Source organism: Brevundimonas intermedia (assembly GCF_004614235.1).
GTDB lineage: Bacteria > Pseudomonadota > Alphaproteobacteria > Caulobacterales > Caulobacteraceae > Brevundimonas > Brevundimonas intermedia_A.
Map to the genome: position 1 here is coordinate 206962 of NZ_SPVH01000002.1, position 24817 is coordinate 231778.

Sequence of the window (24817 nt, forward strand, 5' to 3'; positions counted from 1 at the left end):
ATGGCCTACAAGGCGCCTGTCCGCGACTTCACCTTCATCCTGAATGAAGTGCTGGAGATCGACCGCTACACCAACCAGCCGGGCTTCCAGGACGTCTCTTCGGATCTGGTCAGCCAGATCCTGGAAGAGGGCGCCAAGTTCGCCGACGAGGTCATCGCCCCGATCAACAATCCGGGCGACAAGGAAGGCTGCCACTGGTCCGCGGGCGGCGTGGTGACCGGTCCCAAGGGTTGGAAGGAAGCCTATAAGGCGATGTCCGAAGCCGGCTGGATGGCGCTTGCCGCCGACCCGGCCTACGGCGGCCAGGGCATGCCCAGCGTCGTGGCCTCGGCCTTCGGTCAGATGACGGCCGGCGCCTCCGCAGCCTTCTCGATGTATCCGGGCCTGACGGCCGGCGCCTATGCCGGCATCCACGCCAACGCCTCGGACGAGCTGAAGGCGAAATATCTGCCCAAGATGGCGACCGGCGAATGGTCCGGCACGATGAACCTGACCGAGCCGCAGTGCGGCACGGATCTGGGCATGGTGCGCACCAAGGCCGTGCCGAACGGCGACGGCTCCTATTCGATCACCGGCCAGAAGATCTGGATCTCGGCAGGCGAGCACGACTTCGCCGACAACATCATCCACACCGTCCTGGCCCGCGTCGAGGGCGCGGTTCCGGGCATCAAGGGCCTGTCGCTGTTCGTCGTGCCCAAGTTCCTGGTCAACGAGGACGGGTCGCTGGGCGAGCGCAACACGCTGGAATGCGCCGGGCTTGAGCACAAGATGGGCATCCACGGCAACGCCACCGCCGTGATGCAATACGACGGCGCCAAGGGCTGGCTGATCGGCGAAGAAGGCCGCGGCATGAACAACATGTTCGTGGTGATGAACGAGGCCCGCCTGGGCACCGGTCTGCAAGGCCTGGCCATCGGCAACGCCGCCTATCAGGCCGCCGTCGAGTTCGCCAAGGACCGCCTGCAGGGCCGCAGCCTGACCGGCCCCAAGAACCCGGAAGGCCCCGCCGACAGCATCATGGTCCACCCCGACGTGCGCCGCATGCTGCTGGAGGCCCGAGCCTTCGTCGAAGGCGGCCAGGCCTTCATCCTGTGGACCGCCCTGCACGCCGATCTGGAGAAGTCCGAAGACGAGGCCGTGGCGACCAAGGCCAAGGATTACATGGGCCTGCTGACGCCCGTGCTGAAGGCCTATCTGACCGACAAGGGCTTCCACGTCGCCTCGCTGGGCATGCAGGTTCACGGCGGTTCGGGCTATACCGAACACTTCCCCGCCTCGCAGTATCTGCGCGATGCCCGCATCACCATGATCTACGAAGGCACCAACGGCATCCAGGCGCTGGACCTGGTCGGGCGCAAGTTGCCTGCGGCCGGCGGTCGCGCCATCATGACCTGGTTCGGCGAGATCGACGCCTTCGTCGCCGAGAACGGCGGCAATGAAGCGATCAAGCCCTTCGTCGACGGCCTGGCCGACACCAAGGCCAAGCTGCAGGACGGCACCATGTGGCTGATGCAGAACGGCATGGCCAACCCGGACAACGCCGGCGCCGCCTCGACCGACTATCTGAACCTCTTCGGCCTGACGGCGATGGCCTATATGTGGGCGCAGATGGCCAAGGTGGCGCAAGCCCAGGTCGAGGCCGGTTCGACCGACCCGTATTACGCCACCAAGCTCCAGACCGGCCGCTATTTCGTCGAGCGCATCCTGCCCGACGCCGGTGCCCACCTGGCCAAGATGAAGACCGGCGCCGACGTGCTGATGGCCATGCCGGCCGAGGCGTTCTGAGGATAAAAACGCATACCTCTCCCTCCCCCTGCGGGGGAGGGTGGTCGAAGCGAAGCGGAGACCGGGTGGGGGCGGCAGGGCGACACGCACTCCGATCTAGGCCGCTTCACCTTGCCGCCCCCACCCGGCCGCTGCGCGGCCACCCTCCCCGGACGGGGAGGGAAAAAGCCGGAGCTAACCCATGAACATCCTCAACAGCCCCGACCCCGATTTCATGCGCGAAGAAGAGATCACCCTCTTCTCCGACAGCGTCGGCAAATGGATCGACGAACACGCACCGCCGGAGAAGGTCCAGTCGTGGATCGCAAACTCCAGCGTCCCGCGCGAGCTGTGGACCCAGGCCGGGACCGACGGTCTCTTGGGCCTGTCCATGCCCGAGGAAGACGGCGGCATGGGCGGCGACTACCGCCATGAAGTCGTGCTGATGCGCCAGCTGGGCTGGAAGGGCGCGGACCATTTCGGCATCTCGCTGCACAACGCCATCGTCGCCCCCTACATCTGGCACTACGGCACTGAGGAGCAGAAGGCGCGCTGGCTGCCCCGGCTCCAATCCGGCGAACTGGTCGGCGCCATCGCCATGACCGAACCTGGCGCGGGCTCGGACCTGCAAGGGGTCAAGACCACGGCGGTCAAGTCCGGCAACGGCTATGTCGTCAACGGCTCCAAGACCTTCATCACCAACGGCCAGCTGGCGAACTTCATCATCGTCGTGGCCAAGACCGACCCGGCCGAGGGCGCCAAGGGCACCAGCCTCATCGTGGTCGAGACGGACGGGGCCGAAGGCTTCGAACGCGGCCGCAACCTGCACAAGATCGGCATGGAGGGGAACGACACCTCCGAGCTGTTCTTCAATGACGTGAAAGTCCCCGGCGACAACATCATCGGCGGCGGCGAGGGCCAGGGCTTCGTCCAGCTGATGCAGCAACTGCCCCAGGAACGACTGAACATCGCCGTCCAGGGCGTCGCCGCCGCCGAGCGCGGGCTTGAGGCGACGCTGGCCTATGTCAAGGAGCGCAAGGCCTTCGGCAAGCGGGTCATAGACTTCCAGAACACCCAGTTCAAACTGGCCGAGATCAAGACCAAACTGACCGTCGCCAAGGTCTTCGTCGACCATTGCATCGGCCTGCACCTGAAGGGCCAGCTCGACGCCGCCACCGCCTCCATGGCCAAATATTGGGTCACCGACATCCAGGGCGAGACCATCGACGAGATGCTCCAGCTCCACGGCGGCTATGGCTATATGAACGAATACGCCATCGCCCAGCTGTACAAGGACGCGCGGGTCCAGCGCATCTACGGCGGCACCAATGAGATCATGAAACTGCTGATCGCTCGAACGCTTTAAGACGAGCACCACCCGATGGCGCTGATCGAGAAAGGGCCTTTCGAACGCTTTCGCGACTGGCTGGAACAGCGACTGAAGCCGGTCGCCAAACCCGTCACAACGCCCTTCGTCCAGCCACCCAGAAACATCGTCTGGCGGCAGGAGGGCGCGGGGCCTGGCGAATGGACGGAACTGGTTCGCCGCACCGACGGCCTATACAGCTTCGCCGACTGGAAGCGGCAAACGGTGTCTGCGCCGGGGATCGCTCCCTGGGAGACGGAGTTTGCCGTCTTTGAATCCGGCCTCTACGGGGCCGAGGATGAAGCGCGCCAGGCGATGATCGATCATATCGCGGTTGGCGGCGCCATCGACCTGAGCGCGTTGACCGCCCGGACGCTTTAGGGCTTACGCCCAGCACCTTGTCATCCCCGACGAAGCGCAGCGAAGATCGGGGACGGGGCAGCATCGACTTGACCACTCCCGGACAACCCGCAAGGGTTGAGCCGGGAGACGGGGTCATGGCCAACAGCTTCTATGTCTATCTGCTCGCCAGCGGCCCTTGCGGCTATCTTTACGTCGGCGTGACGAACGATATCGTGCGTCGTGTGGCTGAGCATAAGTCGGGGCTGATCCCCGGCTACACGGCGGATCGTGGCATCGACCAACTGGTTTGGTACGAAACCCATCAATACATCGACCAGGCGATCTTGCGGGAAAAGCGCATCAAGCGCTGGTTGCGCGAATGGAAGTTCGCCCTGGTCGAGAAAGACAATCCACGCTGGCTGGATCTTTACGGTGAAGTGCGGGCGAAGGCTGAGCCCGGTTCGGCTGCGCCGACCGGGCTTGGTTAGGTGGTCATTGGTGTTCCGTCCCGGCTCTTCGCTTCGCTGCGGCCGGGATGACAAGTGATTGCCCACGCGTCATGTAGAGGCATGATCCGCCTTCACGTCACTCAGTCCCTTTCGGCCGCCGCCCCCGTCGCCCCCACGCTCGACCAGTCCCGCTATCTGACCCAGGTCATGCGGTTGAAGGTCGGGGACGACCTGCTGGTGTTCAACGGCCACGACGGCGAATGGCGCTGCACCATCGCCGAGGTGCTGAAGAAGGGCGTCATCCTGCGCGCCGAGGCACAGGTGCGGCCCCAAGTGCATGGCCCCGACCTGGAGCTGATCGTCGCCGTGGTGAAGAAGGCCCGCGTCGAGACCATCGTGGAGAAGGCCGCCGAACTGGGCGCGCGTCGGGTGCGGCTGGTCCTGACCAAGCGCACCAATGCGGACCGCATCCGCCTGGACCGTCTGGACGCCATCGCCGAGGAAGCCGCCGAACAGACCGGACGCATGGACGTGCCGGCCGTCGACGATCCGGTGAAGCTCGACGCGCTGCTGGACGGCTGGGAGGCCGGCCGGCGCCTTATGTTCTGCGACGAGACCGGCGGCGCGCCGGCGATGCGGGCGCTCGCCCCCTATTCTCCCTCCCCCCTCGGGGGAGGGGCGTTGGCGCGCGGCGACGACGGGGTGGGGCGGGCCGAGCAACCGGACGCCCTGCCTGGCCCCGCCCACCCGGCTTCGGCTGCGCCTTCGCCCCCCTCCCCGAACGGGGAGGGAGAAGCTCAACCGAAATGGTCCATCCTGATCGGCCCCGAGGGCGGCTTCTCGCCCGAAGAAGGCGAGCGGCTGCGGTCCCTGCCCTTCGCTACCGCGGTGTCTCTGGGCCCGCGCATCCTGCGCGCAGACACCGCCGCCATCGCCGCCATGACCCTGTGGCAGGCCGCTGTGGGAGACTGGGAACGATAAGTGCTGCCAATGCTCTTGAGCCTTGCCGCAATCTTGCCCATCTAGCCGCGACACACGGTCGCTTACGATGCGCCCGAAGGGACTGACGCATGACCGACAACGCGCCGCTGACCCGGACCGTCCTCATCGAGGCCATGTCCAAGGGGGCCAAGCCCAAGGACCAGTGGCGCATCGGCGCCGAGCACGAGAAGTTCGGCTTCGACAAGACCACATTGGCGCGCCCCGGCTACGAAGGCCCGAATGGCATCAAGGCGATGCTGGAGGGCCTGCAACGGTTCGGCTGGTCGCCGGTCGAGGAGAACGGCTTCCTGATCGGGCTGGAACGTCGCAACGCCGAGGGCTTCATCGCCTCGGTCAGCCTGGAGCCCGGCGGCCAGTTCGAACTGTCCGGCGCGCCGCTTCTGACCATCCACGACATCTGCAACGAGACCGGCCAGCACCTGATGGAGGTCAAACAGGTGGCCGATCAGCTGGGCGTCGGCTTCCTGGGCGCCGGCTTCGACCCGCTGTGGACCCGCGAACAGGTGCCGGTCATGCCCAAGGGCCGCTACGACATCATGCGCGCCTATATGCCCAAGGTCGGGACCCTGGGCCTGGACATGATGCTGCGCACCTGCACCATCCAGGCCAATCTCGACTTCGATTCCGAAGCCGACATGGTGGCCAAGTTCCGCACCTCGTTGGCGCTTCAGCCCATCGCCACCGCCCTGTTCGCCTGTTCGCCCTTCACCGAGGGCCGTCCCAACGGCTTCCTGTCGGCCCGCGCCAATGTCTGGACCGACACCGACGCCGATCGCACCGGCATGCTGGGCTTTGTGTTCGAGGACGGTTTCGGCTTCGAGCGCTACGCCGACTATGCGCTGGACACCCCCATGTATTTCGCCAAGCGCGACGGCCATTACGTGGACGCCTCGGGCCAGTCGTTCCGCGATTTCCAGGCCGGCAAGCTGCCCGCTCTGCCCGGCCAATACCCGACGATCAAGGACTGGAACGACCACCTGACCACCCTCTTCCCCGAGGTGCGGCTGAAGGCCTATCTGGAGATGCGCGGCGCCGACGGCGGCCCGTGGAGCCGAATCTGCGCCCTGCCCGCCCTGTGGGCCGGCGTGCTGTACGACGCGCCCTCGCTGGCCGCCGCCTGGGATCTGGTCAAGGACTGGGACATCGCCGACCACGAACGCCTGCGCCGCGACGTGACCCGCCTGGGCCTCAAGGCCGAGGTCGCGGGCCGGTCGGTGCGCGACATCGCCGTCGATCTGATCGACATCGCCAAACAGGGTCTGAAGAACCGAGCCTGCTTCTCGGGCGGCATGGTGGACGAGCGCGGCTATCTGTCGGAACTGGAAGACATCGCCGACAGCGGGATCACCCCGGCCGAACGCCTGCTGGACCTGTATCACGGCGCTTGGCAGGGCGACGTGAAGCGCATCTACGCCGACTTCGCCTATTAGGGCACGGTGTAGTCCGAGCAATCCGGCAGCGCGCTGTCCGGCCGGTATTCGCCTGCCACTGCGTCAAAGGTGAAGCGGCGGCTGAAGCTGCATTTCGGATCGCGCACCGTGACTAGGTCGGCGGGTTTCAGCGGCGGCTTCTCCAGCGAATCCTCCAAGCGCGACGCGCCGCGCGGATAGGCGGTCGCCGTGGTGACATAGTCGAACACAGGCATGTCGCCGGCATCGCCTGCGGCCGTCAGCGTGGCATCGAACCCGTATTCGTCGTGACAGGCGCCGGCCCTCTGTTTCATGTCCTCTTCGCTGAAACAGGCGCGGATCATCAGCTCCGCACCGATCGGCACGGCCAGGACCGGCATGGTCCCGGCGTCGCCCCGCGCGTTCAGCCGATACAGCCGTAGCTCCGTCGCCTGGCCCCCGCCGCCGGAATACATGCTGCTGAGCCCGACCTCGACCCCGGCCAGGAAACCACCGTCGGGCAGGCGCGCCAGCCGGACCCACGGCTGGAAGGTCTCGACCGCACCGTCCGAGGCCTCAAGCCCCGGCGGCAAGGCGCCGGCGGCCCGCACGATCGGCCGAACGACCGGCTCTTCGTCCTGCACCAACCCCACGCACCACGCCCCGTCGGCGGTGCAGGCCCGGTCGTCAGTGAGGGTCAGCGGCTCCAGCCGGTCGGACGGGGCGGCCTGGACGGCGGCGATCAAGAGAAAGGCGGTGATCATTGCGGCATCCTATCCGACATCGGTCCATGCGCCAGCGCAGACCGCCGTTCGCTGCAAAGGTCAGCTTAACGGATAGGCTTTACGCTGGCCTCAGTTCGAGAGAGTGCGCCATGACGTGTATGCCTGTTACGGCCCTGGCCTTCCCCACCGCCGATGTGGACCTGGACACCTTCTTCGACGTGTCGCTGGATCTGCTGGTGGTGCGAGAACTGGACGGGCGGGTCGTCAAGGCCAGCGCCTCCTGGTTCACCGTCCTGGGCTATCGACCCGACGAGATCGAAGGCCGCGACCTGCCCCGCCTGGTGCATCCCGACGACCAGGCCGTCACCCGGCACAGCATCGTCGAGGTGGAGACCCGTCGTCCGGGCGATCCCGTCCTGGGCCAGATCAACCGCTATCGTCACAAGGCCGGCCACTATGTCTCGCTGGAATGGCGCGCCCACAGGCTGGGCGATCGTGTCTACGGCATCGCGCGCGACGTGACCGAAAAGGTCGCCGCCGAGCAGGCCCTGCGTGAGGCCACGGCCGCCGCCGAGGCCGCAAACGCCGCCAAGTCCGACTTCCTGGCGAATATGAGCCACGAGATCCGCACCCCCCTGAACGGCGTCATCGGCATCGTCGACGCCCTGTCGCGCACCGACCTGACCCCCGAACAGGCCGAGATGGTCTCGCTGATCGCCAGTTCGGGCGTGACGCTGGAACGGCTGGTGTCGGACATTTTGGACGTGTCCAAGATCGAGGCCGGCCATCTGGATCTGGAAAGCCGCCCCTTCGATCTTGACGAGGCTCTGGCCGCGCCGCTGGACGTCATGCGCCTGCGGGCCGAGGCCAAGGGCCTGGACTTCGACATCCGCCGCGACGCCGATGCGCGCGGCCTGTTCGTCGGCGACAGCACCCGCATTCGCCAGGTGCTGGAAAACCTGTTGTCCAATGCGATCAAGTTCACGCCTCAGGGCTCAGTCGCCGTCGCCATCGCCATGGACGAGGATTCCGACGGCCTGACCCAGTTGACGCTGCGGGTCGAGGATACCGGCGTCGGCTTCGCACCCGACCACGCCGTCCGCCTGTTCGACCGGTTCAGCCAGGCGGATGCGACCATCACCCGGCGGTTCGGCGGCACGGGCCTGGGCCTGTCGATCTGCCGGTCTCTGGTCGAGCTGATGGGCGGGCGAATTTCCGCCGCCTCGACGCCGGACGTCGGAAGCCGCTTCACCGTCGAAATCCCGCTGGTGCGCGCCGCCTCCCTGACGGACCACGATGCGCGACAGCGCGCCCGCGCGACCGAGGCCGAACGGCCTGTTACCGCCCTGCGCGTGCTTCTGGCCGAGGATCACCCCGTCAACCAGCGCGTGGTCCAGCTGATCCTGGCGGCCCACGCCATGACGGTCGTCACCGTCGGCGACGGCGAACAGGCCTTGGCCGCCTTCCAGGCCGGGACCTTCGACCTGGTGCTGATGGACATGCAGATGCCGGGCATGGACGGCCTGACCGCGACCCGCGCCATCCGCCGGCTGGAGGCCGAACGCGCCACCCAGGCCCGCACCCCCATCGTCATGCTCAGCGCCAACGCCATGGCCGAACACCGCGACCAGGCCCAGGCCGCCGGGGCCGACCTGCACGTGCCCAAACCCATCACCGCCGCCAGCCTGCTGGCCGGAATCCAGGCGGCGATGGCGGGATGAGGTAGCTTACTTGCTCGGAGCCATCACGGTCGGCAAGGGGGTCTCGCGCTCTCCCCTCTGATTGCGCCACGTAAATCGGCTTTGATAGGCACGCCGTTGTTTGGCGACCTCATAAAGAACGATGCCCGAGCTCGTCCCTAGATTGAGGCTTTCGATCATGCCGAACATGGGAATGCTGACACACATCGCGCTACGCTCGACTGCGCGATCACTGATCCCTATCGCCTCGCTGCCAAACCAGACCGCAAGCTTCGGGTGAACCGTGTAGTCTCCCTCGTCCAGATAGATGGAGGTTTTTCCCTTTACGTGGGGCGATGTGACGATTGAAACGAAGCCTTTGGCTTCGAGATAATCGAAACAGGCGTCCGTGTTGTCGAACCGTTTAACGATTGTCCACTTCACAGCAGAGACCGAAGTCTTTGAAACGGCCTTATCGTCGCGCAGCACTTGCCAATCGTCAGGCAAGTCTCCTCGCACATCGACGACATAGACCTTCTCCACACCCATGGCGTTCACGTTTCGAATGACCGTGCCGATATTTCTCACGTCGGTCGGGTTCTCGATCACCGCGATCAAATTCTTGCACCTGAAAGGCTTGATCGCATCGGCGCGCGCCCGCACCGAGGGCTTGGACTTCGTCTCTTTTTCTAAGGGTTCCATCGGCCTCAACTAGCGCGGGATTTCGTATCTAACCGATACCTCGCATGCGAACATGCCGCCACCAAGTTAGTCCTAGCCTATCGAGACCGAAATTGACAAAGACTGCCAATAGTTCAATTCTGGCAGTGAGGAGGCCACCATGGCGACGATGAACATCTCCCTGCCCGATCCGATGAAGGCCTGGGTCGAGGAACAGGCGAAATCCGGCCGCTACGCCAACACGTCCGACGTGGTGCGCGATCTGATCCGCCGCGAGCAGATCAAGGCCGAAAAGATCGCCCACTGGAACACCCTCATCGAAGAGGCCTACGCCTCTGGGATCAGCGAAATGACGTTTGAGGAGATCATCGCTGAGGCCCGCGCGGAAGCGCAGGACCGCGCCTCTCGGGCGGCATAGCGGATCCGTGAGCGCCAGATATTCCAATGCAGCGAAACGCGATCTGATCGCCATCTATCTTGATGGTGAGGCGATGTTTGGATCGCGGCAAGCCGAAGCCTACACAACAGGCCTCAGCGCCACCGTCCGAATGATCGGCGACTATCCTCTTGCCTCTCGCCTCAGGACCGAACTCGATCTGCCCGTTCGCGTGCGAAGCTACAAAGCTCACGTCATCATCTACGTGATAGAAGAAGGTGGGGTTTTGGTGCTTCGGTTTCGTCACGGGCATGAAGATTGGCAGTCAGATCCGCTTGGTGGCGACGTGCACGAGGATACGCAATGACCCACCCCATCCATGTCGGCGTCGGCGGCTGGACGTTCGAGCCGTGGCGCGGGGTCTTCTATCCCGAGGGCTTGGTTCAGAAGCGCGAGCTGGAATATGCGGCGTCGAAACTGACCTCGATCGAGATCAACGGCACCTATTATTCGACCTTCAAGCCCGACAGCTGGCGCAAATGGCGCGATGAGACGCCGGCGGATTTCGTCTTTTCGGTCAAGGCCAGCCGCTACTGCACCAATCGCAAAGTCCTGTCCGAAGGCGGCGAGAGCTTCGATAAATTCCTGTCCCAGGGCCTGATCGAGCTGGGCGACAAGCTGGGGCCGATCAACTGGCAGTTCATGGGGACGAAAAAGTTCGACCCCGAGGATTTCGAAGGCTTCCTGAAGCTGTTGCCCAAGGAGAAGGACGGGGCACGGCTGCGCCATGCGCTGGAGGTTCGCAACCCGACCTTCGCCACCGAGCAGTTCTATGACCTGGCGCGAAAGTACGGCGCGGCCATCGTCTATGCCGTCGATGACGAGGAGCCGACCTGGCCCCAGATCGACGAGGCGACCGCCGACTTTACGTACGCCCGGCTGATGTCCAGCCGCGAGGACGAGCCGACCGGCATGACGGCGGCCGAGCTGGACGCGGTGGCGGAGCAGAACAGGGCCTGGGCGAAACGCGGCGAGGTGTTCGCCTATTTCATCTCTGGCGCGAAGGTGCGGAACCCGGCGGCGGCTCAGGCGCTGATCGGCAAGCTGAAATAGCCGTCCGCGCGCTTGCGGACCTGCGCCCGCCGCCTCATCTGAGGCCGGCTCACTGCAAAGCCTGAAGGACTTCCCCATGCCGATCGCCACACGCGCCTTCGCCGCGACCGCCGCCGACAAGCCGCTGACGCCCTATAGTTTCGACCGCCGCGATCCCGGCCCGGACGACGTGCTGATCGACGTCAAATATTGCGGCGTCTGCCACTCCGACCTGCATGCCGCGCGCAGTGAAAGCGGCCGTTCGACCTATCCGCTGGTGCCGGGTCACGAGATCGCCGGCCTGGTCAAGGCGGTGGGCGCCAACGTCACCCGCTTCAAGGAAGGCGACCGCGTCGGCGTCGGCTGCATGGTCGACAGCTGTCGCGAATGCGCCTCGTGCCAGGAAGGCGTCGAGCAGTACTGCGTCCCCGGCTTCACCGGCACCTATGGCGGCAAGGACAAGAAGGGCGGCACGAACGAGACCATCACCCAGGGCGGCTACTCCGACCATATCACTGTGGATCAGCATTTCGTTCTGTCCATCCCCGACAGCCTGGCGCTGGACGTCGCGGCGCCCCTGCTGTGCGCCGGCATCACCACCTATTCCCCGCTGAAGGAATGGGGCGTCGGACCGGGCTCGAAGGTGGCGGTGATCGGCCTGGGCGGCCTGGGTCACATGGCGGTCAAGCTGGCGGCGGCCATGGGAGCGGAGGTCACCGTCCTGTCCACCTCGGACCGCAAGAAGGCCGACGCCGAGCGCATGGGCGCCAAACACTTCCTGATCAACTCCGACAAGGACGCGATGAAGGCGGCGGCCGAGAAGTTCGACCTGATCATCAACACCGTCTCGGCCACGCACGAGATCGCCAGCCACGTCCAGCTTCTGGCGCGCGACGGCGCCATGATCATGCTGGGCCTGACGACCGAGGGCCTGCCGGTCTTCGCCCTGCCGCTGCTGTGGCGTCGTCGCCGCATCGCCGGCTCGCTGATCGGCGGCATCAAGGAGACGCAGGAAATGCTCGACTTCTGCGCCGAGCACGGCATCGCCTGCGACATTGAGACCATCGCCCCGGACCAGATCAACGACGCCTATGAGCGGATGCTGAAGTCCGACGTGCGCTATCGCTTCGTCATCGACATGGAAAAGCTGGCCGCCTGACGCCCGAGGAACGCGACGGAAGCATGAAACTTCCGTCGCGTCAGATTCACGCCTTGCGCCTGCCGCTTCCGACGTTAATCCTCAGACCCGACAAGGCCTTCCAAGGGCCGGCATAGGGACAGGAGACGATATGACGCGCGTAGCTTTCGTGACGGGCGGGACCCGCGGCATCGGCAAGGCCATCGTTCAACGCCTCTCGGAAGACGGCTTCAAGGTCGCCGCCGGCTATTCCGGCAATGACGAGGCGGCCCAGGCCACGGCCAAGGCGCTGGGCGTCATGGTGGTGAAGGGCAACGTCGGCAGCTTCGACGACTGCGCCCGCGCGGTGAAGGACGTCGAGACCGAACTGGGTCCGATCGACATCCTGGTCAACAACGCCGGCATCACCCGCGACGGCTTCTTCCACAAGATGAGCCACGACCAGTGGTCCGACGTGATCCGCGTCAACATGGACAGCGTCTTCAACATGACGCGCCAGGTCATCAACGGCATGCGCGAACGAGGCCACGGCCGCATCGTCAACATCTCCTCCATCAACGGCCAGAAGGGCCAGATCGGCCAGACCAACTATTCCGCCGCCAAGGCCGGGATGATCGGCTTCACCAAGGCGCTAGCGCTGGAGAATGCGCGCAAGGGCGTGACCGTGAACTGCATCGCGCCCGGCTATATCGACACCGAAATGGTCGGCGCCATGGACCCCAAGGTGCTGGAAGGCATCATCAGCCACATCCCCGTCGGCCGCCTGGGCAAGGGCGAGGAGATCGCCGACATGGTGTCCTGGCTGGTGGGCGAGCGTGCCGGATATGTCACAGGCTGCACACTGTCGCTGAACGGCGGTCAATACCTGGTCGGTTGAGCCGGTCTTCGCCCAAAATCCGCCGCGCGCGGGTTTCATCAAAACAGTCATGAACTTGTTGGGATCGGTCACGGCGAAAAAATCGCCACGCGTGACTGCGATGGCCGTCGCCGCCATCGCAGTCATCGGCGTGAGCGTCGTCGCGCCTGTGGTCATCCCGTCCGAAAGCCACGCCCAGTCGCGCCGCACGGTTCCGCCGACCGCCCGTTACGTCAGCAGCAACGGCCAGGGTTTCATTCTGGATACCTCGGGGTCGCGGCCGCTGATGCGGCTGGAACGTTCGACCGAGGTCTGGGTGCTGCGCCCCACGCCGGCGCCGCGCGGCGACATCATCTATCGCAACGACAACGGCGATCAGGTGCTGCGCGTCACGCCTGACGGCGGCGTGACCCTGTATACGACCACCGCGCCGCAGGGCTCGCCCGCCTCGCGCGTCGGCGACGCCCAGGGCCTGGCCAGCGCAGCCATGACCGGCGCCCAGCTGGTCGATTATTTCATGCGTCAGAGCTATCGCGCCAGCCAGGCGATGGGGCGGCTGATCGTCATCGACGTGGACATCCAGCCCGGCTCGGAACAGGTCGCCGCCGACACCGTCTCGGCCGCCAGCGACGCCATCGTCCGCATGGCCCGCTCGTCCAACCTGCGTTCTCAGGTCGAGCGGGTGCGCCGCGTCGTGGTGTCCGATCAGGGCCGTCCGTCGGTCACCCTGGTCCAAGGCACGCTGCGGATCGTCATCGACGCCGACGCCGGCATCGCCGGTCGCCCGTCCTCCGCCCGGATCGTGCGGGTCGTGGGCGGCGACGCCCTGAACCGCTAAGACCTAGAAGGCGTCCTTGGCGGCCCGCCGAGCGGCGAACTGATCCGCATCCGTCGCGGTCAGGAACGGATTGAACCGCTTCTCCACCCCTAGCATCGTCGGCACGGTCGGTTCGCCCCGATCCCGCGCGGCGAATATCGCCTCGGCATGGGCGGCGGTCTCGGGCCGGTCGTCCAGGCTCAGGGTGAAGCGGGCGTTCGAGGCCGTATATTCGTGCGCGCACCAGATCACCGTCTGATCGGACCAGGCCTTCAGGTTCTGCAGACTGTCGAACATCTGCTCCGGCGTGCCTTCGAACAGCCGCCCGCAGCCCAGGGCGAACAGGGTGTCGCCGGTGAAGGCCAGCTCATCCGCCGGTGCGTGGAATACGACATGGCCCAGCGTGTGGCCCGGCGTCGCCGTGACCTCGAACCGCGTCTCGCCCACCATCACCACATCGCCGTCCGCGACCACGCGGTCCAGCGGCGCGACCTTGCGCACCTCCTCCGGCCCCACGATCTCGCAGCCCGTCTCGGCCTTCAGCTGGGCGTTGCCCTCGGTGTGATCAGGGTGCCAGTGGGTGTTCAAGATCAGGTCCAGCCGCCCCCAGCCCAGCCCCTCCAGCTCTTCCAATATCCGCGCCGCGTCCGGCGTATCGACCGCCGCGACGACGCCCGTCGCGGCGTCGCGGATCAGGAAGCCGTAGTTGTCGCTGCGGCAGGGGAAAAGATGCACATCCAGGGTCATGCAGCCATCCTAGCAGCAGGGCCGCCGACAGGCCTATAGTGCGCCCATGCGGCGCAGCATCGACGAGCTTCGAACCTTCTACGGCGAGCCGACCGGGGCGCTTGCGCGACGGCTGGTGGCGCGACGGCTGGACGACGCCTGGGGCGAGGCGGCCGATTGCGACGTTCTGGGCATCGGCTATGCGACGCCGTGGCTGGACGCCTTCGTCGGCGCACGGCGCGTGGTCGCGGCCATGCCGGGCGGACAAGGCGTCGAACACTGGCCGACCGTCGGGCGCAACCGCACCCTGCTGGTGGACGACCGCCGCCTGCCCTTCCCGGCCGGGTCGTTCGACCGGATCCTGCTGGTCCATGCGCTGGAGGAGGCGGACGATCCCGCCGCCCTGCTGCTGGAGGCCGTGCGGGCGCTGTCGCCGACGGGACGGATCATCCTGGCGGCGGCGGCGCGCGGCGGCCTGTGGGCGCGGGCCGACGACACCCCCTTCGGTCATGGCCGACCCTTCACCCGGCGTCAGCTGGAACGGCTGGTGCGCGACGTGGGGCTGGAGCCGATGGCCTGGTCTCAGACCCTGTATGCGCCGCCCTGGGCGCCGATGCTGAGGCTGGCCGACGGGTTCGAACAGGTGGGCCGCCACGTCTTTCCCGGAACCGCCGGCCTGATCCTGCTGGAGGCCTCGCGCCAGAACTATGCCCGCATCCGGCCCAGCGGCCATGCCCAGCGCGTCGCGGCCCCGGTCCTGACGCCCCAACCGGCGACCCTGTCGTCGCGACGAAAGCCTCACACCTGACGCGGAGTTGACCCCCGCGCCATCTGGTCGGCGAGGCGAAACCGCCTTATGGCGAAGATCATGCACCGACTGATCCTGATGCGGCACGCCCAGGCCGAAACCTCCGCCCCTTCCGGCGGCGGCGACGAGGCCCGCCCCCTGTCCGCCGCCGGCCGCGCCGAGGCCGTGCTGATGGGCCGCGCGCTGGCCGAGCGGGGCCTGAAGCCGGACCTGGCCCTGGTCTCCGGCGCCGTTCGCACCCGCCAGACCTGGGAGCAGATGCACGACGCCTTCGGCGACGTCGAAGTGCGCGACGAGGCCGCCCTGTACAACGCCCCCTCCGACGTGATCCGCCGCTTCGTCGAGGCCAGCGAGGACGCGGCCGGCTGCCTGCTGATCCTGGCCCACAATCCAGGCGTCCATGTGCTGGCCGCCGAATATCTGATCGAGAGCGCCGCCTCGCCGGCCGTGGTGGACAAGCTGTCGGGCGGTTTCCCGACCGGCGCGGCCGCCCTGTTCACCGTCGATGTGGCGGGCCGCTGCACCTACGAAGGCTTCCTGACGCCGCGTTCGCTCGGCGCGGCGTCCGCATGACCGATGTCGCCTACAAGATCGTCGACGCCGCCGAATGGCGCGCGGCCGTCGCCGAGGGCCGTTATGACGGCGCCCCGGTCGATATAGCCGACGGCTACATTCACATGTCCACACAGGCGCAACTGGCCGAGACTGCGCGGCGTCATTTCGCAGGGCGTGGTGATCTGTTGCTGCTGACGGTCGACCTGAACCAGTTCGGCGACGACCTGATCTGGGAGCCGTCGCGCGGCGGCGACCTGTTCCCTCACCTTTATGCCCCCCTGCCCGTCGCCGCCGTCACGGCGTCGCGCGCCATGTCCGTCACCGCCGACGGCGAGATGACGTTCGAGGACGCGCAATGAGCCTGACCGATATGGGGGCCGCCCTGCTGCGACGGCTGGACCCGGAGCAGGCCCACCAACTGGCGATCAAGGGTTTGGCGCTCGCCCCCCTGCCTTCGCCGCCCGCCGACGATCCGATCCTGCATACGCGTCTGGCCGGTCTGGACCTGCCCAATCCGGTCGGCTTGGCGGCGGGTCTGGACAAGAACGGCGAGGCCCTGCGCGGCCTGTCGCGTCTCGGCTTCGGCTTCGTGGAGTGCGGCTCGGTCACCCCGCGCGCCCAGGCCGGCAATCCCAAGCCCCGCCTGTTCCGTCTCAGCGAGGACCGGGCCATCATCAACCGGATGGGGTTCAACAACGCCGGGCTCGACGCCTTCGCCGCGCGGCTGGACCACCGTCCCTCGGGCGTGGTCGTCGGCGCCAATCTGGGGGCCAACAAGGATACCGAGGACAAGGCGGCGGACTATGTGGCGGGCCTGGAGCGACTGGCCGGTCGCGCCTCCTATTTCACCGTCAACATCTCCTCGCCCAATACGCCGGGTCTGCGCGCGCTTCAGGGCCGCGAGCAGTTGGACGACCTGTTGGGCCGCATCGACGCCGCCCGACCCGCCACAGGCCCCGACCGCGTGCCGGTCTTCCTGAAGATCGCGCCCGACCTGATCGCCGACGAGATCGGCATGATCGTCGAGGCCTCGCTGGCCCACCGGATCGACGGCCTGATCGTGTCCAACACGACGTTGGAACGCCCCGAGACCCTGCGATCGCCCGACGCGCACGAGACGGGTGGCCTGTCCGGCGCGCCCATCCGTCCGTTCGCGGAAAAAACCCTGCGTGCGGCGGCCGAGGCGGCGGCCGGTCGCCTGCCCCTGGTCGCGGTGGGCGGCATCGACAGCGGCGCCGAGGCCTATGCCCGCATCCGCCTGGGCGCCACGGCGGTCCAGATCTATTCCGCCCTGATCTACGAGGGGCCGGGTCTTGTCGCCCGCATCAAGCGCGACTTGGCCGCCCGGCTGCGCGCCGACGGCTTTTCCACAGCGGCGGAGGCGGTCGGCGCGGGCCGTTGACAGAGCGTTAGGCTCGATCGACGTAATCTCGTCGATGCGAACGACCTGCGTTCGTCATTCGAGGGCCTGCATGCAATCGACCGTCGTCGATACGGGTGAAAGCGGCTGGACCGCCGCCGTGCGCCAACGCCGCGGCGCGCTTCTGCAACGCCTCGCCTCGGCCTGCGCGGTCGCCCTGGTCGTCACGCCCATGGTGGGCGTCTGGTTCAGCCTGAGCTGGGTGGTCCTGTACATAGCCTGCCAGGGCGTCGAGCTGGTGGTCTTCGGTCCCGTCGCACGCGGCGACAAGGGCGAGATGTCCACGGCGCGCAAGGTCGTCGGCTGCATCGCCTTGGCGGTCAGCGCGACGGTTTTCGGCGGCCTGTCGCTGGTGATGTGGCAGACCGGCGGCCCTCTGGGCGGGGTCTGCGCCGCCCTGATGCTGCCTGCGATCATGCTGTCGTCGATGATGACCGCCGCGCGCTGCCAGCCGATGATGATCGCCAGCCTGGCGCCGCAGATGCTCTATCTGCTGACGACGCCCTTCTTCGCCCATCTGTTCGGCGCGCCGGCGCCCCTGGTGATGACGTCGGCCGCGACCGTCGTCCTCTATGTCTTCTATGTCGTCATCACCTGGCAACGGATGAGCGAAACCACGACCAGCCTGATCCGCGCCCATGCCGAGGCCCAGGACCTGCGCCTCAAGGCCGAACGCAGCCTGGCCGATCACACCGCCTTCCTGGCCGCCGTGGGTCACGATCTGCGCACCCCCATCGGCGCCATCCTGACCGGCGCAGCCGAGCTGCGTGCGCCCGATCCCCAGTCCCGCGCCAGCGCCAACTTGATCACCGACGCCGGCGTCATGATGAAGGCTTTGCTGGACGACCTGCTGGACCACACCCGCATCGGGGCGGGCCGAATGACGGTCGAGGTCAGCGATTTCGACCTGCGCCAGATGCTGGCCCAGACGCTTCAGCTGTGGCGCGGCCTGGCCGACGCCAAGGGCCTGAGGCTGCGGGTCGAGGGTGCAGCCTTCGTCCCGCGCCAGGTCAAGGGCGACGTGATGCGCATCCGTCAGGTGCTCAACAACCTGATGTCGAACGCGATGAAGTTCACCGAGGAAGGCCAGATCACCCTGCGCGTTCAGGCCTGGCCGGAAGAACCGTCGGGTTACGCCCTGCTGTTCGAGATCGCCGACACCGGCCCCGGCATGACGACCGACCAACTGGCGCGCCTGTTCACCCCCTTCGACCAGACCGCCGACGGCGTGAGCGCCCGCTATGGCGGTTCGGGCCTGGGCCTGGCGATCAGCCGCAATCTGATCGATCTGATGGGTGGTCGCCTGACGGTGCGCAGCGCGCCCGGCCAGGGGTCGCGCTTCACTGTCTCCCTGATCCTGCCCAAGGGCGAAGACGCCGAGCCGATCGCGGAAATCGTCGAGGAAAGCCGTCTGGATATCGCCCGGTCGCTGGCCCACTTCACACCCGCAGTCCAGGCCGTCGTCACACCTGCGCCCGCACCCACGCCTGAACCTGTGGCGGCCGAAGCTGAAGCGGAACCCGACCACGCCGACGACCAGCCCCTGCGCCTGCTGGTCGTGGACGACCACGACATCAATCGCCGCGCCGTACAGTTGATCCTTCAGCCGCTGGGCTGCGAGATCACCACCGCCGCCGATGGTTTGATCGCGCTGGAACGCTGCGACGAGGCGGTGTTCGACGTCATCTTCATGGATGTGCGGATGCCCGAGCTGGACGGGCGCGAGACCACGCGTCGCCTGCGCGCCGGCAGCGGACCCAATGCGAGCACGCCCGTCGTCGCCGTCACCGCCGACACCGCACCCGAGGATGTCGCGGCGTGTCAGGCGGCGGGCATGGCCTATTTCGTCTCCAAGCCCCTGACGCCCACGGCGCTGATCGGCGCCCTGCAGCACGTCCTGAACGACACCGCCGCTCAGGCCCGGACCGAGGCCGCCTGATCCCTGACGGCGGCGACCAGGGTCGCAGCGAAGTCGGGCCGCCGCATGTCGCATTCCCAGACCGTGACCACGCGCCAGCCTGACACCTCCAGCGCCTGAACGGCGGCGGCGTCGCGGGCGCGATTGCGGGCGATCTTGGCGATCCAGTAATCGGCGTTGGTCTTGGGCTGGCGCGCGCCACGCGCACAGTCATGGCCGTGCCAGAAACAGCCGTGGACGAACAGGGCGACGCGGCGGCCCTTCATCACGACATCCGGCCGACCGGGCAGACCCACCCCGCCCAGCCGATAACCGATCCCGGCCGCACGCAGGATCCTGCGCACAGCCAGTTCCGGCGACGTATCCTTGCCCTTTACGCGACGCATCACGGCGCTGCGCTTTTCGGGGCTGAACACGTCGGTATTCATCTTTTGTCGATCCAGGCTATCGCTTCGCTACTTGAGCCTGGATCGACAGACATCAATGTTTGACCACGCTCAAGCAGCGAAGCGATAGCGTGGTCAAACCAGATTAGAGCTGCGCCAGCAGATGCTCGGCCGAGGACACCTTGAACTCGCCGCCCTGTTCGATGTTCAGCTGGGTCACCGTGCCGTCCTTGACCAGCATGGAATAGCGCTGCGAGCGCTCGCCCAGGCCGAAGCCCGAACCGTCCAGCACCAGGCCCAGGGCCTTGGTCAGTTCGCCGTTGCCGTCGGCCAGCATGACGATGCTGTCGTCGGTGATGTCCTGGCTGTCGGCCCAGGCCTTCATGACGAAGGCGTCGTTGACCGAGATGCAGGCGACCGTATCGACGCCCTTGCCCTTGATGTCGGCCAGATGATCCTTGAAGCCCGGCAGGTGGCGCGCCGAGCAGGTCGGGGTGAAGGCGCCGGGCACGGCGAACAGGGCCACGGTCTTGCCCGCGAAGATGTCGGCGGTGCTGACGGGCTTGGGCCCTTCGGCGGTCGCCTGGGCGAGGGTCGCGTTCGGGATGCGATCGCCGATCTGGATGGTCATGATTGTCTCGCTGAGGTTGGGGCTGACGGGGTAGGAAACACCGTCTGCGACACATAGAGCGCGCCGACGGGACCGCAAGCGTCCGCTCGACTTGCATGCGCCGCTTTCGCGACCGATGATCGGATCATGAGCCAAGCCTCCACCCTGACCGGTCGTCTGCTGGTCGCCATGCCCGGTATCGACGACCCGCGTTTCGAACACGCCGTCATCCTGATCTGCGCCCACGGACCCGACCATGCCATGGGTCTGAGGCTGGACCGACCGGCGCCGGGGGTGGATTTGAAGACGGTCCTGGACAAGCTGGACGCCCCGGCCCCGGACCAGTCGATCGGCCGCGCGGTCCTGATGGGCGGTCCGGTCGAGCGCGAGCGCGGCTTCGTGCTGCATACCGACGACTGGATGATCGGGGACGACAGCCTGCCGTTCGGCGACGGCCTGGCCATGACCGGCACGCGAGAGGCTTTGGCGGCGATGACCGATGCGGTCTCGGGGCCGAGCCGTTCGGCCCTGCTGCTGGGCTATGCCGGCTGGGGCGAGGGGCAGTTGGAGGAGGAGTTGGCCGAGAACGTCTGGCTGACCGCCGACGCCGATCTAGATCTGATCTTCGACGGCGAACACACGTCGAAATGGACGCGCGCCCTGGCCCAGATGGGCGTCGACGCGGCCATGCTGTCCAGCCAGGGCGGCCGAGCCTGAGCTCAGCCGCCCGCTTTGAGGCCTAGAAGCGGTAGTTCATGCCGATGCGGAACATGTGGGTTCCGAACTTGCCGTTGCCGCGCACCATGTCCGTACCCGTGGTGTTCGGGGCCAGGATGAACGGGTTGGCGGCGGGCGTCGTGCCGGTGTTGCCGACGCGGATCACCGGGCTGTCCACGTCAAGCGACGTGTACAGATATTCGCCGTTGACCGTCAGGCCGCGACCCAGGGCGTATTCCACGCCGCCGCCGGCCTGCCAGCCGTCGCCGTCATCGCCTTCGCTGGTTTCGGTGAAGCTGTTGGCCTGGTTCGAGGTGCGGAACTTGTTCTCGAACTTGCCATAGGCGTAACCGCCGGTGCCGTAGATCATCGCCGGGCCATAGGCGTAGCCCAGCTTCAGACGGGCGGCCGCCGTGCTCTCCAGCTCGCGCGTGAAGGTGTAGAAGGCCGGGGTGGTCGAGAAGCCAGTCACCGAGTCCTGGACGTTGTTGACGCTGTATTCGGCGAGGGCGCCGACGACGAAGTTGCCGAACTGCATGTCGTAACCGGCGCGCACGCCCGCCTCGACGCCGTCGTTGTCGTCACGGCAGCCGGTGCCCGGTGCGGTGCTGGTCGCCATGCCGCCGCAGAAACCGGGGCTGAAGGCGTTGGCGTTGGCCGGGGGCGCGGTGGTGACGGGGTCGCCGTAGTTGCCGTCCAGATTGCGGTCGAAGCGCAGGATCTCGTCGCCGTCGTCGTTCGACTGGTTATAGCCGCCGAAGATGCCGATGTACGGGCCGGACCAGTCGGGGGCGACCGATTGCGCCAGGGCGGGGGTGGAGACCATGGCCAGCGCCAGGGCGCTGGATGCGAGTGTCTTGATCATTGGGGGAGGCTTTCGTGCCAAAACTTGCGGGCGCGACGTCCCCGCTCGCCGTCACAAAAGCCGAAGGCGGCCACAGGTTCCCGCCATTCGCGCCGCTAAATGCCGCACATCCAAAGGCTTGGTTTGGACGTATGGGGGCCTAACGCGTCGTCATCGACACCAGCAATGCGAGCAGGAGCAGCAGGCTGACCCCCTGCCAGAATCGTACCGGATCGCGCTCGATCAGGGACAGTTGGCGCGGCGGCGGGGCGGCGACGGCGCTGCCGGTTTCCAGCACATGGATCAGCTCCTCCACATCCTCGAACCGCTCGTTCGGATCGACGGCGACGGCGCGCATGATGGCCGCCTCCAGCCAGGCAGGCATGTCCGGCCGATGCCGCATCGGCGGCACGGGCGTCCGGTCGAAACGCGGCGCATCGGCGGGATCGACCTCGCCCCACGGATAGGTGCGCGTGAACAGCCGATACAGCGTCACCCCCAGGGCGAACTGGTCGGTGGCGGCGTTCCCGCTCTCGCCCGCATACATCTCGGGCGCCTTGTAGCCGGCGGTGCCGGGCGCCTCGGCCTCAGCGAACTCCTCGGCCTGCCTCAGACGCGCCACGCCCAGATCGACCAGCTTCAGCCCGCCGTTGCTCTCCAGGATCACATTGTCCGGCTTGATGTCGCGGTGAGTCACCCCCGCCCGGTGCAGGGCAGAGACGGCGCGCGACAGGCGCAGGGCCACGCCGATGCCTTCGGCGATCTCGAACGGTCCTTCCTCCGCCAATCGCGCGTGCAGGGTCTGACCGGCATGGAAGGGCTGGGCGATATACAGGCGGCTCTGGCGGCCCGCATCCAGGCTCAGCACCTTGCCGACGAAGGGACTGTCGATGCGCCGCCCGATGAAGGCTTCGCGCAGGAAGGCCGTGCGCGCGCCGCGCTCGGACACGACGGCGGGCTTGGGGAACTTCAGCACCACCATGCCTCCGTCGCCCAGAGTATCCTTGCCCAGGAACAGCCGCGTATAGCGTCCGTCCGCGACCAGCCGCTGCAGGGCGAAGCCGTCGACATTGTCGCCCACGACGGGCGGCGGCAGGATGGCCAGGCCTTCCGCCTCGGCCGTGATCGCCTCCCAGTCGGGCGCGCCGGTGCGGACCACGTCGATGACGATGGCGGTGGCGTTGTCGCGGGCGCCCGCCGCCTCGACCTCGGCCAGGATCGCCTTTGCATCCGCGTCGGGCGAGCTCCGCCGCCCCAGCAGCACGGCGATGACCGCATCGGTCAGCACCCCATGCACCCCGTCGGTGGTCAGCAGCAGCCTGTCGTGCGGCTCCAGCCGAACCTGTCGCACGTCCAGCTTCACGTCCGCCTCGATGCCCACCGCGCGGTACAGCACATGGCTGAGCCCCTGCTGAGAACGCGTATGATCCTCCGTCAGCCGCGTCAGCACGCCGTCGCGGAAATGCCAGGCCCGGCTGTCGCCCACATGCAGGGCCGTCGCCTCGCGCCCGCGCAGGATGACCGCCGTAAAGGTGGTCGCCGCCCCCTCCATCGCCGGATCGATCTTGCCGCGCGAATGGAGCCAGCGGTTGAAGCCCCTCAGCGCCTTGATCCCGTTGGCGGCGATGCCGTTCAGCGGGTTCTGATCCAGATAGCCGTCGATGAAGCTGCGCGTCGTCAGCTCCGCCGCCATCCGCCCGGCCTTGGACCCCGACACCCCGTCGGCGATCACCGCCACGACCCCGTGCTCGCGCTGCTCGGCCGCCGTGCCGATATGGACGCCGCCGAAATCCTGATTGTCCGCCTTTGGCCCCTGCAAGGTCGCAAACCCGGCGGCGATCTCCAGTCTGGCGTCGGTCATGAAACACACTTTGTGGGATCGCAGCGCCGATGGCTAGGTGGAAGCGCGGCCATATATGCCGCCACATATAGCGCCGCTTTCCGAAGTCGGTTAGGAGCGCCCTATGAACTCCCTAGATGCAACCGACCGTTTCAAATCTTACTTGGCCGCAGACGAAAACGTTCTATGGGCAGGGCAGCCTAAGCAAGGGCTGATGGTCAGCGGCAAGGACATCTTCCTGATCCCATTCACCCTGCTTTGGGGAGGGTTTGCGATCTTCTGGAATGCGATGGTGTGGATCCTGCCGGGCGGCGAACAAGCGGGCCTCTGGTTCTTTCGCCTGTGGGGCCTGCCATTCCTCGTCGTCGGCCTCTACATGATCGTCGGCCGCTTCTTTCACGACGCGATGATCAGAAAAACCCAGTTCTACGCCGTGACGAACCAACGCGTTCTGATGTTGCGGGGTCGCAAGCAGCCTAAGCTTACGTCTCTTGACATCCGGCGATTGCCGAAGCTGGAACTTTCGGAGCGCAGCGACGGAACGGGTAGCATCGTTTTCGAAGGCAACTGGATGACGTCAGCCATCGCCATGAATGGATTTGGACTCTGGACTCCGTCACTCGGCGGCTCTTCGCAGTTCCTGCAGATCAGGAATCTGAGACAGGTCTATGACCTCATCAGAGCACAGGATCGCATCTGATCGTTTGGGTCCGCCGGACGCCCGCCAGCGCATTCGCCAGATCACCGGAACGGCACGAGACCTCGCCGGTTAGCCACATCTGAAGCATCGCGAATTGGCCGGCCGCCGTGCCCCTCGCGATCAGCGAAGCGGGAAGGACGTCGTCGGCGCGGTCCGCAATCTTCGCTTCGATCATCGCCGCCAGCCTGCGTTGCAGTTTCGTCTGTAGGGGCGTCTCGAACAGGTGGCGCGTCAGGGTGCGACGATCCCAGAGGTGGTCCAGCATGACCTTGAGCCGCGCGGTATTGCCCTGCCCCGCGCCGGCCTGTGCCAAGGGGATCAGGATCGGCTCAACGACGGCTTCGAGCACCGCCGCCTTGCTCTGAAAATGCTCGTAGAAGGTCGAGCGGCCGACGCCGGCGGCCTGGATCAAATCTGTCGTGCGAATGGCAGAGTATCGTTGATCGGACATCAGCCGGATCAGCGCATCCGTGATCGCCTGCCACGTCCGCGCGCGGCGGCCGTCCCGATCCTGCGCGTCGCCTTCGATCATGCCGACAACCTAGCCCACGCGCGTCGCGCCAGGCAGAGTTTTCCGAGGCTTACGGACAAGATGGCCCCACTGTCCGGAAACGGCCG

General features: G+C 66.6%; 28 protein-coding genes. 20 read left to right on the forward strand and 8 right to left on the reverse strand.

What is annotated here, in order from left to right:
• From EGY25_RS02730 to EGY25_RS02755, 6 genes are all read left to right on the forward strand, one after another.
• A complete protein-coding gene (locus tag EGY25_RS02730; RefSeq protein ID WP_135193531.1) occupies nucleotides 1-1785 on the forward strand; it encodes an acyl-CoA dehydrogenase C-terminal domain-containing protein in 1785 nt (594 codons plus the stop codon).
• A 181-nt stretch (nucleotides 1786-1966) separates the two neighbouring features.
• Nucleotides 1967-3130, forward strand: coding sequence for an acyl-CoA dehydrogenase family protein (locus EGY25_RS02735; RefSeq protein ID WP_135193532.1), 1164 nt, complete (start codon nucleotides 1967-1969; stop codon nucleotides 3128-3130).
• A gap of 15 nt (nucleotides 3131-3145) precedes the next feature.
• Nucleotides 3146-3511 (forward strand): hypothetical protein, encoded by a 366-nt coding sequence (locus tag EGY25_RS02740; RefSeq protein ID WP_135193533.1) that lies wholly within the window; start codon nucleotides 3146-3148, stop codon nucleotides 3509-3511.
• 116 nt (nucleotides 3512-3627) lie between these two features.
• Nucleotides 3628-3960, forward strand: coding sequence for a GIY-YIG nuclease family protein (locus EGY25_RS02745; protein ID WP_135193534.1), 333 nt, complete (start codon nucleotides 3628-3630; stop codon nucleotides 3958-3960).
• Nucleotides 3961-4041: 81 nt separating this feature from the next.
• Complete coding sequence (locus EGY25_RS02750; RefSeq protein ID WP_135193535.1) at nucleotides 4042-4902, forward strand: 16S rRNA (uracil(1498)-N(3))-methyltransferase; 861 nt, start codon at nucleotides 4042-4044, stop codon at nucleotides 4900-4902.
• Nucleotides 4903-4991: 89 nt separating this feature from the next.
• The gene (locus EGY25_RS02755) at nucleotides 4992-6353 is read left to right on the forward strand and encodes a glutamate--cysteine ligase (RefSeq protein WP_135193536.1); all 1362 of its coding nucleotides are present in this window, start codon (nucleotides 4992-4994) and stop codon (nucleotides 6351-6353) included.
• Here the strand turns inward: EGY25_RS02755 and EGY25_RS02760 are convergent.
• On the reverse strand, nucleotides 6350-7075 hold the full coding sequence (locus EGY25_RS02760) for a hypothetical protein (protein ID WP_135193537.1): 726 nt from the start codon (nucleotides 7073-7075) through the stop codon (nucleotides 6350-6352). The two genes, EGY25_RS02755 and EGY25_RS02760, sit on opposite strands and share 4 nt — an antisense overlap.
• A 110-nt stretch (nucleotides 7076-7185) precedes the next feature.
• On the opposite strand from EGY25_RS02760, the gene EGY25_RS02765 reads away from it, so the two are divergent.
• Nucleotides 7186-8757, forward strand: coding sequence for an ATP-binding protein (locus EGY25_RS02765; protein WP_135193538.1), 1572 nt, complete (start codon nucleotides 7186-7188; stop codon nucleotides 8755-8757).
• Nucleotides 8758-8763: 6 nt separating this feature from the next.
• Here the strand turns inward: EGY25_RS02765 and EGY25_RS02770 are convergent, their stop codons facing one another.
• The gene (locus tag EGY25_RS02770) at nucleotides 8764-9417 is read right to left on the reverse strand and encodes a TrmH family RNA methyltransferase (protein ID WP_135193539.1); all 654 of its coding nucleotides are present in this window, start codon (nucleotides 9415-9417) and stop codon (nucleotides 8764-8766) included.
• Nucleotides 9418-9556: 139 nt separating this feature from the next.
• Between EGY25_RS02770 and EGY25_RS02775 the strand changes: the two genes are divergently transcribed.
• The 6 genes from EGY25_RS02775 (at nucleotide 9557) to EGY25_RS02800 (ending at nucleotide 13696) form a co-directional block, all read left to right on the forward strand.
• A complete protein-coding gene (locus EGY25_RS02775) occupies nucleotides 9557-9814 on the forward strand; it encodes a type II toxin-antitoxin system ParD family antitoxin (protein ID WP_135193540.1) in 258 nt (85 codons plus the stop codon).
• A gap of 7 nt (nucleotides 9815-9821) precedes the next feature.
• Entirely contained in the window at nucleotides 9822-10139 is a 318-nt protein-coding gene (locus EGY25_RS02780; protein ID WP_135193541.1) for a type II toxin-antitoxin system RelE/ParE family toxin, read from the forward strand.
• Nucleotides 10136-10885 carry a DUF72 domain-containing protein gene (locus tag EGY25_RS02785; RefSeq protein ID WP_135193542.1) on the forward strand — a complete coding sequence of 250 codons (750 nt, stop codon included), beginning with the start codon at nucleotides 10136-10138 and terminating at the stop codon, nucleotides 10883-10885. The genes EGY25_RS02780 and EGY25_RS02785 overlap by 4 nt, the downstream gene beginning before the upstream one ends.
• Nucleotides 10886-10961: 76 nt before the next feature.
• Entirely contained in the window at nucleotides 10962-12023 is a 1062-nt protein-coding gene (locus EGY25_RS02790; protein WP_135193543.1) for an NAD(P)-dependent alcohol dehydrogenase, read from the forward strand.
• Nucleotides 12024-12153: 130 nt separating this feature from the next.
• Entirely contained in the window at nucleotides 12154-12879 is a 726-nt protein-coding gene (gene phbB, locus EGY25_RS02795; protein ID WP_135193544.1) for an acetoacetyl-CoA reductase, read from the forward strand.
• Nucleotides 12880-12979: 100 nt separating this feature from the next.
• Nucleotides 12980-13696, forward strand: a complete 717-nt coding sequence (locus tag EGY25_RS02800; protein ID WP_245159357.1) for a DUF4908 domain-containing protein — start codon at nucleotides 12980-12982, stop codon at nucleotides 13694-13696.
• Between the two features lie 3 nt (nucleotides 13697-13699).
• Here EGY25_RS02800 and gloB read toward each other — a convergent pair whose 3' ends face one another.
• On the reverse strand, nucleotides 13700-14422 hold the full coding sequence (gene gloB / locus EGY25_RS02805) for a hydroxyacylglutathione hydrolase (protein WP_135193546.1): 723 nt from the start codon (nucleotides 14420-14422) through the stop codon (nucleotides 13700-13702).
• 46 nt (nucleotides 14423-14468) lie between these two features.
• On the opposite strand from gloB, the gene EGY25_RS02810 reads away from it, so the two are divergent.
• From EGY25_RS02810 to EGY25_RS02830, 5 genes are all read left to right on the forward strand, one after another.
• Nucleotides 14469-15209 (forward strand): methyltransferase domain-containing protein, encoded by a 741-nt coding sequence (locus EGY25_RS02810; protein WP_135193547.1) that lies wholly within the window; start codon nucleotides 14469-14471, stop codon nucleotides 15207-15209.
• A gap of 48 nt (nucleotides 15210-15257) precedes the next feature.
• The gene (locus EGY25_RS02815) at nucleotides 15258-15782 is read left to right on the forward strand and encodes a SixA phosphatase family protein (RefSeq protein WP_245159314.1); all 525 of its coding nucleotides are present in this window, start codon (nucleotides 15258-15260) and stop codon (nucleotides 15780-15782) included.
• Entirely contained in the window at nucleotides 15779-16123 is a 345-nt protein-coding gene (locus tag EGY25_RS02820) for a DUF952 domain-containing protein (RefSeq protein WP_135193548.1), read from the forward strand. The genes EGY25_RS02815 and EGY25_RS02820 overlap by 4 nt, the downstream gene beginning before the upstream one ends.
• Nucleotides 16120-17166, forward strand: a complete 1047-nt coding sequence (locus EGY25_RS02825; protein ID WP_135193549.1) for a quinone-dependent dihydroorotate dehydrogenase — start codon at nucleotides 16120-16122, stop codon at nucleotides 17164-17166. Before EGY25_RS02820 ends, EGY25_RS02825 begins: the two co-directional genes overlap by 4 nt.
• A 70-nt stretch (nucleotides 17167-17236) precedes the next feature.
• Complete coding sequence (locus tag EGY25_RS02830; RefSeq protein WP_135193550.1) at nucleotides 17237-19123, forward strand: ATP-binding protein; 1887 nt, start codon at nucleotides 17237-17239, stop codon at nucleotides 19121-19123.
• On the opposite strand, the gene EGY25_RS02835 is transcribed toward EGY25_RS02830, so the two are convergent.
• The gene (locus EGY25_RS02835; protein WP_135193551.1) at nucleotides 19099-19530 is read right to left on the reverse strand and encodes a very short patch repair endonuclease; all 432 of its coding nucleotides are present in this window, start codon (nucleotides 19528-19530) and stop codon (nucleotides 19099-19101) included. The two genes, EGY25_RS02830 and EGY25_RS02835, sit on opposite strands and share 25 nt — an antisense overlap.
• A gap of 103 nt (nucleotides 19531-19633) precedes the next feature.
• Nucleotides 19634-20119, reverse strand: a complete 486-nt coding sequence (locus EGY25_RS02840) for a peroxiredoxin (RefSeq protein ID WP_135193552.1) — start codon at nucleotides 20117-20119, stop codon at nucleotides 19634-19636.
• Nucleotides 20120-20245: 126 nt separating this feature from the next.
• On the opposite strand from EGY25_RS02840, the gene EGY25_RS02845 reads away from it, so the two are divergent.
• The gene (locus EGY25_RS02845) at nucleotides 20246-20815 is read left to right on the forward strand and encodes a YqgE/AlgH family protein (protein WP_135193553.1); all 570 of its coding nucleotides are present in this window, start codon (nucleotides 20246-20248) and stop codon (nucleotides 20813-20815) included.
• A 22-nt stretch (nucleotides 20816-20837) separates the two neighbouring features.
• Here the strand turns inward: EGY25_RS02845 and EGY25_RS02850 are convergent, their stop codons facing one another.
• Both EGY25_RS02850 and EGY25_RS02855 read right to left on the reverse strand, forming a co-directional pair.
• Nucleotides 20838-21680, reverse strand: a complete 843-nt coding sequence (locus EGY25_RS02850; RefSeq protein WP_135193554.1) for an outer membrane protein — start codon at nucleotides 21678-21680, stop codon at nucleotides 20838-20840.
• Between the two features lie 139 nt (nucleotides 21681-21819).
• Nucleotides 21820-23520: a bifunctional protein-serine/threonine kinase/phosphatase gene (locus EGY25_RS02855; RefSeq protein ID WP_135193555.1), complete on the reverse strand. Its 1701-nt coding sequence runs from the start codon at nucleotides 23518-23520 to the stop codon at nucleotides 21820-21822.
• Nucleotides 23521-23623: 103 nt separating this feature from the next.
• Here EGY25_RS02855 and EGY25_RS02860 point away from each other — a divergent pair, with 103 nt between their 5' ends.
• Nucleotides 23624-24199 (forward strand): PH domain-containing protein, encoded by a 576-nt coding sequence (locus EGY25_RS02860; protein ID WP_135193556.1) that lies wholly within the window; start codon nucleotides 23624-23626, stop codon nucleotides 24197-24199.
• On the opposite strand, the gene EGY25_RS02865 is transcribed toward EGY25_RS02860, so the two are convergent.
• On the reverse strand, nucleotides 24177-24731 hold the full coding sequence (locus tag EGY25_RS02865) for a TetR/AcrR family transcriptional regulator (protein WP_135193557.1): 555 nt from the start codon (nucleotides 24729-24731) through the stop codon (nucleotides 24177-24179). The genes EGY25_RS02860 and EGY25_RS02865 overlap by 23 nt on opposite strands.
• Between the last annotated feature and the right edge of the window lie 86 nt (nucleotides 24732-24817).

Bases quoted from the DNA above. Each gene is read 5' to 3' on its own strand.
- EGY25_RS02845 (WP_135193553.1), top strand. From the start codon at position 20,246: ATGAGCCAAGCCTCCACCCTGACCGGTCGTCTGCTGGTCGCCATGCCC.
- EGY25_RS02865 (WP_135193557.1), bottom strand. From the start codon at position 24,731: ATGATCGAAGGCGACGCGCAGGATCGGGACGGCCGCCGCGCGCGGACG.
- EGY25_RS02850 (WP_135193554.1), bottom strand. From the start codon at position 21,680: ATGATCAAGACACTCGCATCCAGCGCCCTGGCGCTGGCCATGGTCTCC.
- EGY25_RS02755 (WP_135193536.1), top strand. From the start codon at position 4,992: ATGACCGACAACGCGCCGCTGACCCGGACCGTCCTCATCGAGGCCATG.
- EGY25_RS02800 (WP_245159357.1), top strand. From the start codon at position 12,980: ATGGCCGTCGCCGCCATCGCAGTCATCGGCGTGAGCGTCGTCGCGCCT.
- EGY25_RS02815 (WP_245159314.1), top strand. From the start codon at position 15,258: ATGGCGAAGATCATGCACCGACTGATCCTGATGCGGCACGCCCAGGCC.
- gloB (WP_135193546.1), bottom strand. From the start codon at position 14,422: ATGACCCTGGATGTGCATCTTTTCCCCTGCCGCAGCGACAACTACGGC.
- EGY25_RS02840 (WP_135193552.1), bottom strand. From the start codon at position 20,119: ATGACCATCCAGATCGGCGATCGCATCCCGAACGCGACCCTCGCCCAG.
- EGY25_RS02740 (WP_135193533.1), top strand. From the start codon at position 3,146: ATGGCGCTGATCGAGAAAGGGCCTTTCGAACGCTTTCGCGACTGGCTG.
- EGY25_RS02765 (WP_135193538.1), top strand. From the start codon at position 7,186: ATGACGTGTATGCCTGTTACGGCCCTGGCCTTCCCCACCGCCGATGTG.
- EGY25_RS02770 (WP_135193539.1), bottom strand. From the start codon at position 9,417: ATGGAACCCTTAGAAAAAGAGACGAAGTCCAAGCCCTCGGTGCGGGCG.
- EGY25_RS02820 (WP_135193548.1), top strand. From the start codon at position 15,779: ATGACCGATGTCGCCTACAAGATCGTCGACGCCGCCGAATGGCGCGCG.
- EGY25_RS02775 (WP_135193540.1), top strand. From the start codon at position 9,557: ATGGCGACGATGAACATCTCCCTGCCCGATCCGATGAAGGCCTGGGTC.
- EGY25_RS02835 (WP_135193551.1), bottom strand. From the start codon at position 19,530: ATGAATACCGACGTGTTCAGCCCCGAAAAGCGCAGCGCCGTGATGCGT.
- phbB (WP_135193544.1), top strand. From the start codon at position 12,154: ATGACGCGCGTAGCTTTCGTGACGGGCGGGACCCGCGGCATCGGCAAG.
- EGY25_RS02760 (WP_135193537.1), bottom strand. From the start codon at position 7,075: ATGATCACCGCCTTTCTCTTGATCGCCGCCGTCCAGGCCGCCCCGTCC.
- EGY25_RS02790 (WP_135193543.1), top strand. From the start codon at position 10,962: ATGCCGATCGCCACACGCGCCTTCGCCGCGACCGCCGCCGACAAGCCG.
- EGY25_RS02735 (WP_135193532.1), top strand. From the start codon at position 1,967: ATGAACATCCTCAACAGCCCCGACCCCGATTTCATGCGCGAAGAAGAG.
- EGY25_RS02860 (WP_135193556.1), top strand. From the start codon at position 23,624: ATGAACTCCCTAGATGCAACCGACCGTTTCAAATCTTACTTGGCCGCA.
- EGY25_RS02830 (WP_135193550.1), top strand. From the start codon at position 17,237: ATGCAATCGACCGTCGTCGATACGGGTGAAAGCGGCTGGACCGCCGCC.
- EGY25_RS02855 (WP_135193555.1), bottom strand. From the start codon at position 23,520: ATGACCGACGCCAGACTGGAGATCGCCGCCGGGTTTGCGACCTTGCAG.
- EGY25_RS02745 (WP_135193534.1), top strand. From the start codon at position 3,628: ATGGCCAACAGCTTCTATGTCTATCTGCTCGCCAGCGGCCCTTGCGGC.
- EGY25_RS02810 (WP_135193547.1), top strand. From the start codon at position 14,469: ATGCGGCGCAGCATCGACGAGCTTCGAACCTTCTACGGCGAGCCGACC.
- EGY25_RS02730 (WP_135193531.1), top strand. From the start codon at position 1: ATGGCCTACAAGGCGCCTGTCCGCGACTTCACCTTCATCCTGAATGAA.
- EGY25_RS02785 (WP_135193542.1), top strand. From the start codon at position 10,136: ATGACCCACCCCATCCATGTCGGCGTCGGCGGCTGGACGTTCGAGCCG.
- EGY25_RS02825 (WP_135193549.1), top strand. From the start codon at position 16,120: ATGAGCCTGACCGATATGGGGGCCGCCCTGCTGCGACGGCTGGACCCG.
- EGY25_RS02750 (WP_135193535.1), top strand. From the start codon at position 4,042: ATGATCCGCCTTCACGTCACTCAGTCCCTTTCGGCCGCCGCCCCCGTC.